Genomic DNA, 13,657 nt, shown 5'->3' with positions numbered 1-13,657 from the left:
CCGCAAGATATAGCAAAATGAACAAGATATTTATCATTATACAAAGAGAATACCTTTCTCGCGTAAAGAAAAGGTCATTTCTGATTCTTACCTTTCTGACTCCAATATTGATTGCCGGAATTTATGCTTTCATGATATGGATGATGTTGAAAGATGACACCGAAAAAAGAACCATTGCAGTATTAAATGAATCGGAGTTGGTTGATCCAGTTACAAGTTCAGAATTCACCACTTACGAATACCTGAACAATACCACTTTCGACGACGTTAAGCAGAACATGGAGCGAAATGGATATTATGCCATTCTTGTAATTCCCGAGGACATTCACAGCAGTAAAACTGCCGAACTATTTTCTCACAAACAGGTTACCATTGAGGTTAAATCGAGTGTTGGCCGACAAATTAGGCAACACATCGAAAAATTGAAGAGATCGAAGATTATTGCCGAAGCCAACATGCCTGATTTAGAGGAGCAATTGGCGGCTACCAAAACACCAATATCAATGCGTACCATTAAGTTTGGTGAAGGAGGAGAAATTAAACAAAGCTCAACCGAAATTGCAATGGGAATTGGTTTTGCAGCCAGCTTTATTATTTACATGTTTATTTTCTTATATGGCGTACAAGTAATGCGTGGTGTAATCGAAGAAAAAAGCAACCGTATTGTCGAAGTAATCATTTCGTCGGTAAAGCCTTTCCAATTAATGATGGGTAAAATTGTTGGTGTTGCCATGGTCGGACTAACCCAATTTATTATGTGGGTGGTTCTTACCGGAATCATTATCACTGTAGGATCTGCCCTTGTTCTTCCTGGAGTTGATATGGAAACGCTACAACAAGCCAAAAGTGTTGCAGAATTGCCAGCAGGAGCATCTTCTTTAGACGCTGGTCAATTGAAACTAATTCAAGACATTGGTGGCACTTTTGATTTGGCCTATGTAGCAGGAATTATTGGTGCATTTATTTTCTTCTTTTTAGGTGGATATTTATTGTACTCTGCACTTTTTGCAGCTGTAGGTAGTGCCGTTGATAACGAAACAGAAACCCAGCAATTTATGTTACCAATTACCATTCCGTTGATACTTGCATTGTACATTGGTTTTGCAGTAGCAAGAAATCCGGAAAGTAGTTTGGCTTTTTGGGGTTCAATCATACCATTTACTTCTCCAATTGTAATGCTGGTACGTATTCCATTTGGTGTTCCGATTTGGGAGCTTTTGGTATCTATGTCGATATTAATTGGAACCTTCCTGTTAATTACCTGGATTGCGGCGAAAATATACCGAACCGGTATCCTGATGTATGGCAAGAAAGTTTCCTACAAAGAAATCTGGAAGTGGTTAAGATATCACAACTAAAAATAACAACTTGTAAAAATGCCTCACTACGAGGCATTTTTCATATCCATGCATGAACTTTTAGAATGCGTGTAAATCTTAGTTGTCATAAAACTCAAATTAGGCATAGTTTTTGGTAAGCTCTATGCATGTATTACAGCAGTAATAGCAATACATTGACAAAAGTTCTTATTCTTAAACAAAGAATTTACTATCTTCGATTTTGAATCTATTCCTAAAATTTAGCATAGATCACTTTCACTTAAACCTTTAACCATAGAACATGAATAAAAAACGGATTTCTGTAATTGATTTGGGAACCAATACATTCAATTTATTGGTAGCAGAATGGAGCGAAGGGGAGCATCCGACAATTCTACACCGTTCTAAATATCCAACAAAAATTGGCAAGGGTGGCATTAATCAAAATAAAATCACCGAAGAAGCTATTCAAAGAGCAATAGATGCATTTAACGAAATGGATCGCATTTCTGCTGAATTCAACACAAGCGAGAAAATTGCATTTGCAACTTCTGCAATACGATCGGCTTCGAATGGCAATGAGTTTGTTCAACTGATTGAAGAAAAATACAATGTGAGCGTTGAGATTATTTCGGGTGATCGTGAAGCTGAATTGATTTATTCAGGTACAAAAAATGCTGTTGAACTATCGCACGAAGCGGTTGCAATTCTTGATATTGGTGGTGGAAGCAATGAAATCATCATAGCAAACAATGAAAAGATTTTCTGGAAAAAGAGTTATCCACTTGGAATGACTCGTTTGCTGGAGAAATTTACTCCTTCTGATCCGATGAGTAAAAGTGACATTGCTCAAGTTGAAGATTATTTAAAAGAACAATTGGTCGATTTGTTTGAAGCTTTGGATCTGCACAATGTGAAAACATTAATAGGATCATCGGGTTCGTTCGATACATTTAAGCAAATTTTACTAGCCGATGGATTGCAGGTTAATGGTTTGCCAGAGTCTCAGTTTGAAATTAAACTGAAAGATTTCTTCCGTTTGCATCAAATTTTCCTGGCTTCTAGCCTGGAGGAACGCAAAGCAATGAAAGGCATGGATCCAGTGCGTGTTGAATTGATGGTGATTGCAAGTATTTTTATCAATCACCTGGTGAAAGAGGCCGGATTTAGTAAATTGTACCAATCATCTTACGCTTTAAAGGAAGGTGCTCTATTTGAGCTTATCGAAAAAAATACTAATCAAGCAGCAGTAGCTGTAGAATCAAAAAAATAGGTATGTCTAAAATTCTAATCATCGACGATGAAAGAAGTATTCGCAATACTTTAAAAGATATTTTGAGCTATGAAAAGTATGAAATCAGTCTGGCCGAAGATGGAATAGCTGGTTTAGAAATGGCACAAAACGAAGAGTTTGATGCAATTCTTTGCGACATTAAAATGCCTCAAATGGATGGTATCGAGGTTCTTGACAAAATTCAGGAATTGGGCATAGACACACCAGTGATCATGATTTCAGGTCATGGTAATATTGATACTGCCGTAGAAGCCATTAAAAAAGGAGCTTTTGATTTCATCGAAAAGCCTCTCGATCTTAATCGAATTCTGATTACCATTCGCAATGCGATGGATAAATCGAAACTGATAACAGAAACAAAAGTTCTGAAACGAAAAGTCAGTAAAAAATTCGAAATGATTGGTGAGGCTGATGCCATTCAGGGTGTAAACCAAATGATTGACAAAGTGGCACCAACGGATGCCCGTGTTTTAATCACAGGACCCAATGGAACAGGTAAAGAGCTGGTTGCACATCGTATTCACGAACAAAGTAATCGTTGCAAGAGTCCTTTTATTGAGGTAAACTGTGCGGCCATTCCATCTGAACTGATCGAAAGTGAATTGTTTGGACACGAAAAAGGATCCTTTACTTCTGCACATAAGCAGCGCAAAGGGAAGTTCGAATTGGCCGATGGTGGTACTTTGTTCCTTGATGAAATTGGAGACATGAGCTTATCAGCGCAAGCGAAAGTATTGAGAGCCTTGCAGGAAAACAGAATAACACGCGTGGGGGGCGATAAGGAAATTAAAGTGAATGTTCGCGTAATTGCAGCCACCAATAAAAATCTAAAAGAAGAGATTGAAAACAACAATTTCCGCGAGGATTTATACCATCGATTAAGCGTTATTTTAATAGAAGTTCCTTCTTTAAACGACAGAATCGACGATGTTCCTTTATTGGCCAATCATTTTATCGATATGATTTGTGGAGAAATGGGCTTGCCAGTCAAAGGAATTGATGAAGCCGCCATTGATGAGTTGAAAAAAATCAATTATACCGGAAATATCCGTGAGTTTAGAAATATTATTGAACGTTTAATTATTCTGGGCCAGGATAGTATCAGCGTTGACGATGTGAGAGCTTACACCAAATCAGCCAATTAGTCATGAGAATCGAATCAGATTTTATCGGTAGCAGAGAAATTCCTAAAAATGCCCTTTGGGGAATTCACTCCCTTAGAGCAAGGGAAAATTTTCCTGATAACAGCCAGTTTCACAAAGAGTGGTACATGGCCGTTGGAGTGGTAAAAGAAGCTTGCTACAAAACCTATCTTGATTTTTTAAAAGGGATAGATCGCAAGTTTCCCAATCAGGAATTTCCATTTCAATTGCTTGATAAAAATCTGATTGAAAAACTAAAGGAAGTGGCGTCCGAGCTGAATTTGGGAGAGCATTTCGAGCATTTCATTGTTCCTGCAGTGCAAGGTGGAGCCGGCACCAGCATTAACATGAATATAAACGAAATCATCTCGAACAGAACACTTCAACTTCAGGGAGAAAACTGTGGAGAATACACGAAGGTCGATCCTTTTGAGCATGCCAATGTATTTCAATCTACCAACGATGTAATTCCAACATCGCTGAAAGTTGCAGCCATTCGCCTGCTTCAGGAGTTAGAAGAGTCGATTAATAATTTAAGGTTACAGGTAGAAAATACCGAAAGCAAATACCGAAATGTTTTGCGGGTTGGATACACACAAATGCAAGCTGCCGTTCCTTCCTCATACGACAAACTATTCAGTACTTATAACAATGCTTTGTCGAGAGATTGGTGGCGTGTGTCAAAATGTTTTGAGCGAATTAAAGAGGTAAATTTAGGTGGTGGTGCCATTGGTACAGGCTTATCGATTCCTCGATTTTTTATCATGGAAGTTGTTCCAAATCTGCGAAAGCTAACTGGTTTGCCAATTACACGCTCAGAAAACTTATCGGATGCAACAGCTAATCAGGATGGCTTCGTTGAAGTCCATGCCACCCTTAAAGCTCATGCCGTTAACCTGGAAAAAATGGTGGCCGATTTGCGTTTACTGGCCTCCGATTTATTCCAAAACAAAGAGTTACAACTTCCTAAAAAACAGGTAGGAAGCTCCATTATGCCCGGAAAAGTAAATCCGGTGATACCGGAATTTGTAATTAGTGCGGCACACAAAGTTTATGCTAACGATATGATGATTAGCAATTTATCGGGACAGGGTTGCCTTGAATTAAATGCTTACCTGCCATCTATTGGTCATGCTTTGCTGGATAGCATCAAATTGCTGATTGCAGCGAATCATACACTTGCCGAAAATCTATTCAAGGAATTGAGCATTGAATCAGATTTGACCGAAGAGAGTGTATTGAATAATCCATCGGTTGCAACGGCTTTATCGCCATATATTGGATATCATCAGGCAGCAAAATTGGCGAAACAGATGAAAGAAAACTCGTGCACAATTATCGAAGCCAATAACAAATTGGGCTTACTGGCTCATGAAAAATTAAAAGAACTAATTACTCCTGAAGAATTGTTGAAGCTTGGCTTTATTTTGAGTGAAACAATTGAAAATAAACAGTAAACAGTTATCACTGAAAAGATGGGAAGAGAACGTCGACCACATATTGGAATTTTTGGCAGAAGAAATAACGGGAAAAGTACATTGATCAACTTTTTGGCTGGTCAGGATATTGCCATTGTTTCTGATGTTGCAGGAACAACAACCGACCCGGTTAAAAAATCGTTTGAAATCACAGGTTTCGGACCAGTTATCCTTATCGATACCGCTGGAATTGATGATACTGGAGAACTGGGTAAAAAGAGAATTCTGAAAACCAACCAGGCCATTAAAACCATCGATTTGGCCATTTTGGTAATTACCCAAAATACCTTTGGCGATTTTGAAAAAGGGTTGATTGAAAAATTCAGGAAACAAGACGTTCCTTTTATTGCCATCCATAACAAAGAAGATCTGGAGCTATTACAGCAGGAGACTTCAATTAAACTGAAAGATGCAGGGGCAAAAGAGATTCTGCACTTTAATGCTGTAGATGGCGATATTGAACCCATTGTGAAGGGCATTAAGAAAACCATTCCTGAATCGGCTTTCACGACTCCGTCGCTTCTTGGCGATTTGCTTTCATATGGCGACATTGTTCTATTAATTACCCCTATCGACATTGAAGCCCCCGAGGGTAGATTGATTCTCCCACAGGTACAAGCCATTCGCGATATCCTTGATAATGATGCCGTATGTATTGTTCTGAAAGAGCGCGAAGTGGATGCATTCCTTCGCAAAACAGGCATTAAACCAAAACTGGTTGTGACTGATAGTCAGGTTTTCCTAAAGGCTGGTGCTTCTATTCCTTCGGATGTTGCCCTTACAAGTTTTAGCATTATGCTAGCTCATTTTAAAGGCAATTTTAGCGCTTACCTCCATGGCACGCCGAAAATATCAGAACTAAAAGATGGCGATAAAATTTTGCTTCTCGAAAGCTGTACACACCATACATCTTGCGATGATATTGGAAGAGTTAAAATTCCGCGCTGGATTTCAAATTATACCGGAAAACAGCTGGAATTTGTTGTTATAGCAGGTTTAGACGAAATTCCGGGAAACATGTCGGATTATGCACTCTTGATACAATGTGGCGGCTGTATGATTACGCCAAAACAATTGGGCAACCGACTACAACCAGCTATTGATGCGGGCATTCCGGTAACCAATTACGGAATGGCAATTGCATATGTCCAAGGCATCTACAACAGGGCCGTGGCTCCATTTGCTAAAATTGAAGATTCTTCTTTAGATTACTTGTAAACGAACTTAGAGGTTAAGATTCTGTTCTGATTTTATAATCTACTCCTCTTTCTTTAAGATAGTTGAAAACAAAATCGAAACAGGCCGGATCTTTCCCCAGAAATTCAGGAGGATTGATTCCTTTATTCGCGTATTTTCCTTTCAGCAAAATATTGGCAACAGCTGTGCAGGTGTATCCTGTGGTTCGAGCCATCGAGGTAAAAGCGGTTTCATCATCGAACTGATCGAATAAATCGTAGACGATCTTTTTGCGCAAGCCATTTTGCTGTCCTACAACTTCCACACGCATGACCGTAAACTCTTTTTCGCCTGGCTTTAATTTCCATTTCGAGAACAGGAGCTTCGATGTCAAATCAATTGGCTTGATATTTTGTCCGTTCACCTCTATCGTTTCATGCGAAAAATACCCGGTATCCCGCAATACCCGCAGGTATTCAATCGTGCCAGGATAACGCAAAGTCTTCTCAATCATATTGGGCACATTCATGGTTTTGATCAAACTTCTCAAACCATCAGAATTCCAAGCCTCAAGTGTGCCAACATTTTCGAAATGTATGAGTTCTGGATCAGAAAGAGCTTCGCGCACAACCAGGTCACCATTTTGCACATACCTGGCAGGCCTTGTATATTCTTCTATTACATCAATGGGCGAAAAAACCGCACTGTATTCCCAGGGCCATTCCCTTTTAAAAGGCAAGCCTCCTACCAGGCATCTAAAATTATTCACCTTCATCTGCTCGTTGTGATAGCCTAAAATCAAATTTCCCATTCCAGGAGCAACACCGCAATCGGTAATAATGCAGCATCCATTATTTTTGGCCAAATCATCCAAGTCGAAAGGATCTTCCGGAAAAAATGAAATGTCAACCATATTTTTTCCAGCTTCTATCACTTCACGAACTGTAACAAATCCCATGTTTCCAGGAACGGCACCAATCACCAAATCTGAGTCACCAACCAACTTACGCACTGTTCCTTCAATCGATAAATCGGCTTTTTTGGTTTTGATATTCGTATTTCTGGCAAGTTTTTCCAATGCATTTGCATCATTATCAATAGCAGTTACCGAATATGATTTGCTCAAATCGATAGCAATTAATTTACCCACCAGGCCAGCGCCCAAAACAGTTAGCTTTTTCATGATTTCAAATTTTAGTGTAAAGACAGACTAGAATATTCAGGAGACAATGTACTTGTAAATCATATAATTTACGAATAGTATGATGGAATTTCAACTTTAATCGTGCAAGCCATAGTTATGATTACAAATGATTATTCTTATCTTTAGTTTTCGAAATTCAAACTCTAAACACCTATACAATGAATAAAGTAATTTGGACACTCTTTCTTTCTATCCTTTTTGCAATTCCTTCGAATGCACAAAAATCTTTCACCCTGAAAGGGATGATTGGTGGACTGCAGGAAGAATATATTTACCTATACAAACTCAATGGAGAAACACAGGAGTTTATTGATTCTGTAAAAACAAAAAACGGAGAGTTCAAATTTGAAGCAGCTTGCGACCAGGCTTTCGCAGCACAAATTAGCGTAGCTGGCCGAAAATCGGGGAAAATATTTATCTCTCCAACAACAATGAACTTGTTTGTTCACAAAAAAGATATGAACTATAAATTCCTGATTGGGAAACTTAAGGGTTCGCCGGCCCAGGACCGATATGAAGATTACCAGGCAAAACTTGCCGAAAACAACAAACAAAAACTAAAAGTTGCTGAGAATCTGGAGATCCCTGAAGTACAGTCTGATCCGGTTAAAAAGGATCAGTTCATGAAAGAATATCGAAGGTTGAATAAATTTAAGGATGATTACTACTACAAATATGCTTCGTCGCCGGTAATTCCTTACCTGATTTACCAGGAATATTTTGCCGCCAAGCGGAATCTTGATTACGTCAGGAAACAATTGGAAATTTTAAAGCTGGCCAATCCAAATGGCATGTATGTGAATAATTTGCAAAAACGCGTAGAGGTTATCGAAACACTTCAAAACAAAGGACAATTCCCCGAAATTGATGCTCCTACTCTAACTGGTGAAAAGTATACCTTATCGAAACAAAGAGGTAAACCAATACTGCTTTACTTTTGGAGAGCCTGGAGACAAGATCAGAATCAGAAATTCTACGACGAAATTAAAAATGTAACCAGCAGCTTTCCTTCCCTGGAAGTGGTTAGCATTATTAGAAATTCATCTTACAATAAGATGAGGATTCCGGGGACCAAAAAGCTGATTGCCTGGCATCCAGAAGCAAGGCACGAACTCAATTGCATCGAAATTGAAAGTTTAGATAAAAGCGTAGACGTGGTTCGATACATGGATAGAGGTTTTCATGCATATTTACTGGATAAAAATGGCAAAATCCTTTACTATCAGGATGAAATGAATTTGGAAATGTTAAAATCCCAGGTCTCCACATATCTTTCAAAGCAGTAGTATTTAATATCAATTTCGATTAACTATATTTATCACTTTGATAAAAGCCTATAAAGAAATTTAACTATGCCAGATAAATTACTGAAAACCAAAGCTAACTTTGGTACCATGCCTGTTTTCTTAACAGCAATTTCAACCATTTTGGGTGCAATATTGTTCCTTCGTTTTGGTTGGGCTGTAGGAAATGTTGGATTCATTGGTGTGATTGGAATCATTGTGTTAGGTCATTTAATTACCATTCCAACAGCCATGGCGGTTGCCGAAATTGCTACCAACCAAAAAGTATTGGGTGGAGGTGCCTACTACATCATTTCCCGATCTTTCGGCTTAAATATTGGTGCTGCAATTGGTATCACGCTCTATCTTTCGCAGGCCATTTCGGTGGCATTTTACGTAATTGCCTTTGCCGAAGCATTCGATCCTTTAATACAGTGGGTTGCCGACAACTACGGCATTTTGGTTTACGACAAACGAGCCATTAGTATTCCAACCATGATCATTTTGGCTGGTTTATTCCTTACACGTGGTGCGAATATGGGCATGAAGGCATTGTATGTTGTGGTGGCTACTTTGGGGCTTTCGCTATTCATGTTCTTTATCGGGACACCTGCAGATGCACCAAAGGATATTGTTTTGGATGCTACCATAGAAAATCCAAAAAGCTTTTTCTATGTGTTTACCATTGTTTTCCCCGCATTTACAGGTTTGGCTGCAGGCTTAGGCCTATCCGGCGATTTGAAAAATCCCAGAAAATCCATTCCGCGTGGAACCATTTGGGCAACCATTGGTGGATTGGTGATTTACATCTGGGCAGCCTATAAGTTTACGGTATCGGCAAGTCCTGAAGACCTGGCAAGCGATCAGCTGATCATGAGAAAAATTGCGATTTGGGGTCCAATTATCCCAATCGGACTGGCAGCGGCTTCGCTTTCATCGGCATTGGGTTCTATTATGGTTGCACCAAGAACGCTGCAGGCAATTGGTCTGGATGATATCTTCCCTCAAAAAGGATTAAACAAGTGGTTAAAAGCAGAAAGCAAGAAAAACAATGAGCCAATTAATGCTTCGGCAATCTCAATTGCCATTGCTTTTGTTTTCGTGTTTATTGGGGATGTTGATTTTGTAGCACAAATCATTTCCATGTTCTTCATGGTAACCTATGGTGCAATTTGTATCATCTCATTCCTGGAGCATTTTGCGGCCGATCCTTCATACCGACCAACATTCCGTTCAAAGTGGTATTTATCGCTAATGGGCGCCTTACTTTCTGTTTGGATCATGTTCCAAATGAATATGACCTATGCCATCTTGTCATTAATGATTATGGGTGGAATTTACTATGGTATTAATGTAACCACCAAAGGCAACCGAGGATTGGCAAAACTATTCCGAGGAGTAGTTTTCCAGTTGAGTCGTCACCTTCAGATTTTTGCCCAGCGAGCCGAAAAAGGCGATCGTGAGCTAAGCTGGAGGCCATTTGCAATTTGTATTTCGCAGGATTCATTCAAGCGCCGATCGGCCTTCGATCTTTTAAGGTGGATTTCGTACAAATATGGTTTTGGAACCTACATCCATTTCCTTGAAGGATTTTTGAACGAACAAACCAACGAAGAATCGAAAAAGGTAATGAACAGACTGATCAACCTTGCTTCGGGAAGTAAAAACAGGGTGTATCTTGATACGATTATTTCGCCTTCGATGACCTCTGCAATTGCGCAGGTAATGCAGTTGTCGGGAATATCCGGACACGGTTACAACACCATACTTTTCGAATTTTCGAGAACCGAACCCGAAAGGTTGAATTATGTGATTGATAATTACAGCTTGTTGGAATCAACCCATTTTGATGTTTGTATCCTTAATTCATCATACAAAGGGTTTGGGTATAAGAAAGAAATTCATGTATGGATTGGTGCCAACGACCTGGAAAATGCGAATCTGATGATTCTTTTGGCCTACATTATTCAAGGTCATCCAGATTGGAAGAAAGGAACCATTAAGATTTTTGCCATCTATCCTGGAGATCAATTAGAGAGTCAGAAAGAGAAATTACTGGCCCTGATTAAATCGGGACGATTGCCAATATCGCCAAGCAATATTCAGTTGATCAATGCCAACTATGCCAATAAAAAGCAGGTAATCATGCAAAACTCTATGGATGCAGATTTAAGCATCCTTGGATTTAACCATGAAGAAGTGGTTGAAGAAGGCGTTGACATGTTTACAGGTTTTGAAGATATGGGGAACATTCTTTTTGTGAGTTCATACAAAGAAATTAAAATTAAGTAATGGCTGATTTTATTACAGTTACCGATGATTTGGGCCGAGAGCTTAACATTCCTTTTCCACCGAAAAGAATAGTGCCAGCTGTGCCATCGACCACCGAGTTTTTATTCGATCTTGGATTGGAAGGCAAAGTAATTTCGAGAACCAAATTCTGCCGTTATCCGAAAGGTAAAATCGAAAGACTGCCCAATATTGGCGGACCTAAAAATTTATATGTGGATAAAATTGACCTGTTGAATCCTGATTTGATTCTTGTAAACGAAGAAGAAAATAACAAGGCGCAGGTAGAAGCACTAATGGAAAGTTTCCCGGTTTATGTGAGTAAGGTTCGCAATTACGAGGAGGCTTTGCAGAATATTCTTAACACCGGAAAAATAACCGGAACAGAACCAAAAGCCTTCGAAATTACCAATAAAATTCGAGCCAACTTTGCCAAAATCCCGAAAGGGGAAAAGCCTGTAAAAGTGCTTTACATGGTGTGGAGAAATCCATATATGGCAGTAGGCAGGAACTCCTTTGTGAACTCGATGTTGGAAATGTGTGGTTTCGAAAATGTTTTAGCAGATCCACATGGAAGATATCCGAATTTAAGTGAAGAACAGTTGAAAGAACTGAATCCCGAGCTGGTATTGCTATCATCGGAACCCTATCCTTTCGAGGAATCAAACAAAAAAGAAATTGAAGCCATTCTGCCTGATGCCAAAATTGAACTGGTTGATGGTGAAATGTTTTCGTGGTACGAATCACACATGCTGCAAGCAGCTAATTATTTTATTAACTTGATTAAAAAAATTAAAACAGAGTAATTCTTTTTACTTTTGTTTTAAAAATTACTTTTAAATGGAACGCATTGCTATTTTTCCCGGATCGTTCGATCCTTTTACCATCGGACACGAATCTATTGTTAGCCGGGCTTTACCACTATTCGATAAAATTATTATTGCAATAGGATATAACGCTGAAAAAAGACAGTTTTTCCCGATTGAGAAACGCATACAGTGGATTAAAGAAGCTTTTCACAACAACCCGAAAATTGAGGTGGAAACTTTTGGAGGACTTACTGTAGAATATTGCCAGTCGAAAAATGCAAATTTCATTTTAAGAGGCCTAAGAACTGCAGCCGATTTTGAGTACGAGCGTGCCATTGCACAAATCAATAAGAAAATGGCTTACGAGTTGGAATCCATCTTTTTGCTTACCACTCCTGAGCACACCATGATTACTTCTACCATTGTGCGCGATATCATTCGTCATGGAGGCGATGCTTCCCAATTTTTACCAGAAGTAATGGATCCTGATGCCTATAAACTAAATCCGTAAATCATGTCAAGAATAAGCAAAACTGTTTTAATTCTAGCTTTACTTACAGCACTTTGGATGCTTTTAGCTCCTAATTATTTACGAACCAGCCTAATCTACTGGTATGCCAATATCGACGATTACAAGATTTTCGAAAATACCGAAGTAAATGTTGCCGATGGCAGAGAGTGGAAGGAAGCTGACTCGTACAATAAATACGAGCTGGAAAGTGTGGATCGAACCTATTTGGAAGATCACGAAACAGTTGCTTATTTAATTATTCAGGATGGCAAAGTATTGTACGAAGAATATTGGGATGGCTACAATGCCGATTCGCACTCCAATATTTTTTCGGCTACTAAAAGTATTGTCAGCCTGCTAATTGGAATTGCCATTGATGAAGGAAAAATTAAATCGGTAGACGAGCCCATTGGCAATTACCTCGAAGAATTTGCCAATGATGAAAGAGGCAAGCTAAGCATTAAAAACCTGCTTACCATGAGTTCTGGTTTGGATTGGGACGAAGCCTATAGCAGTCCGACCTCCATAACAACCAAAGCCTATTACGGCAAAAAATTACGCATGGTAAGTACCGATCAACAATTGATCGAAGAACCAGGTATCCGTTTCAGATACCAGAGTGGAAACACCCAGCTACTAGCATTTATTGTGGAAGAAGCTACGGGCGAAACCATTTCGAAATACGCTGAACGTACCTTGTGGAAACCAATGCACGCGGTGAATACGGCACTTTGGAGCCTGGATAAAAAAGATGGAGACGAAAAATCTTTCTGCTGTTTTAACACCAATGCTCGCGATGCTGCCCGCTTTGGTCAGTTGGTTTTAAACCACGGAGCATGGAATGGCAAACAGCTGATTTCGGAACAATACCTGAAAGATGCCACTTCCCCAGCAGCTTACATTTTAAACGAAGAAAAAACTGCTCCTCTCGATCATTACGGCTATCAGTACTGGGTACTGCCATACAAAGACATGAATATCCCTTACATGAGAGGTCATCGTGGACAATACATCTATTCCATAGCCGAAAAAAATGCCGTAGTGGTGCGTTTTGGCAAAATGAAAGATGAGATTAAAGAAGGGCAAATCACCATGGATATTCCAAAGTATGTTGATATCGCCTTGAAAATTCTGGAATAGAAAACTTTTGAA

At 39.3% G+C, this 13,657-nt stretch carries 11 protein-coding genes; 10 read left to right on the top strand and 1 reads right to left on the bottom strand.

Annotated elements, in window-relative coordinates; genetic code table 11:
- Window positions 1-17: 17 nt before the first annotated feature.
- From ELS83_RS11720 to hydF, 5 genes are all read left to right on the top strand, one after another.
- Window positions 18-1,358, top strand: a complete 1,341-nt coding sequence (locus tag ELS83_RS11720; protein WP_171595761.1) for an ABC transporter permease — start codon at window positions 18-20, stop codon at window positions 1,356-1,358.
- A gap of 262 nt (window positions 1,359-1,620) precedes the next feature.
- Complete coding sequence (locus ELS83_RS11715) at window positions 1,621-2,592, top strand: Ppx/GppA phosphatase family protein (RefSeq protein WP_171595760.1); 972 nt, start codon at window positions 1,621-1,623, stop codon at window positions 2,590-2,592.
- Between the two features lie 2 nt (window positions 2,593-2,594).
- Window positions 2,595-3,758 (top strand): sigma-54-dependent transcriptional regulator, encoded by a 1,164-nt coding sequence (locus tag ELS83_RS11710; protein WP_171595759.1) that lies wholly within the window; start codon window positions 2,595-2,597, stop codon window positions 3,756-3,758.
- 2 nt (window positions 3,759-3,760) lie between these two features.
- The gene (locus ELS83_RS11705; RefSeq protein ID WP_171595758.1) at window positions 3,761-5,212 is read left to right on the top strand and encodes a lyase family protein; all 1,452 of its coding nucleotides are present in this window, start codon (window positions 3,761-3,763) and stop codon (window positions 5,210-5,212) included.
- Window positions 5,213-5,230: 18 nt separating this feature from the next.
- Window positions 5,231-6,451 (top strand): [FeFe] hydrogenase H-cluster maturation GTPase HydF, encoded by a 1,221-nt coding sequence (gene hydF, locus ELS83_RS11700; protein ID WP_171595757.1) that lies wholly within the window; start codon window positions 5,231-5,233, stop codon window positions 6,449-6,451.
- A gap of 13 nt (window positions 6,452-6,464) precedes the next feature.
- On the opposite strand, the gene ELS83_RS11695 is transcribed toward hydF, so the two are convergent.
- A complete protein-coding gene (locus ELS83_RS11695) occupies window positions 6,465-7,592 on the bottom strand; it encodes a saccharopine dehydrogenase family protein (protein WP_171595756.1) in 1,128 nt (375 codons plus the stop codon).
- Between the two features lie 179 nt (window positions 7,593-7,771).
- Between ELS83_RS11695 and ELS83_RS11690 the strand changes: the two genes are divergently transcribed.
- The 5 genes from ELS83_RS11690 (at window position 7,772) to ELS83_RS11670 (ending at window position 13,645) form a co-directional block, all read left to right on the top strand.
- Window positions 7,772-8,899 (top strand): DUF4369 domain-containing protein, encoded by a 1,128-nt coding sequence (locus tag ELS83_RS11690; RefSeq protein WP_171595755.1) that lies wholly within the window; start codon window positions 7,772-7,774, stop codon window positions 8,897-8,899.
- 66 nt (window positions 8,900-8,965) lie between these two features.
- The gene (locus ELS83_RS11685; protein WP_171595754.1) at window positions 8,966-11,188 is read left to right on the top strand and encodes an APC family permease; all 2,223 of its coding nucleotides are present in this window, start codon (window positions 8,966-8,968) and stop codon (window positions 11,186-11,188) included.
- The gene (locus tag ELS83_RS11680) at window positions 11,188-11,991 is read left to right on the top strand and encodes an ABC transporter substrate-binding protein (protein ID WP_171595753.1); all 804 of its coding nucleotides are present in this window, start codon (window positions 11,188-11,190) and stop codon (window positions 11,989-11,991) included. Before ELS83_RS11685 ends, ELS83_RS11680 begins: the two co-directional genes overlap by 1 nt.
- Before the next feature lie 34 nt (window positions 11,992-12,025).
- Window positions 12,026-12,505, top strand: coding sequence for a pantetheine-phosphate adenylyltransferase (gene coaD, locus ELS83_RS11675; RefSeq protein WP_171595752.1), 480 nt, complete (start codon window positions 12,026-12,028; stop codon window positions 12,503-12,505).
- A gap of 3 nt (window positions 12,506-12,508) precedes the next feature.
- Complete coding sequence (locus ELS83_RS11670; protein WP_171595751.1) at window positions 12,509-13,645, top strand: serine hydrolase domain-containing protein; 1,137 nt, start codon at window positions 12,509-12,511, stop codon at window positions 13,643-13,645.
- Window positions 13,646-13,657: the final 12 nt, after the last annotated feature.

This window comes from Marinifilum caeruleilacunae (genome assembly GCF_013141825.1).
Lineage (GTDB): Bacteria > Bacteroidota > Bacteroidia > Bacteroidales > Marinifilaceae > Marinifilum > Marinifilum caeruleilacunae.
Note: the sequence above shows the minus strand (reverse complement) of the source record. Positions and strands in the feature narration are given on the sequence as shown.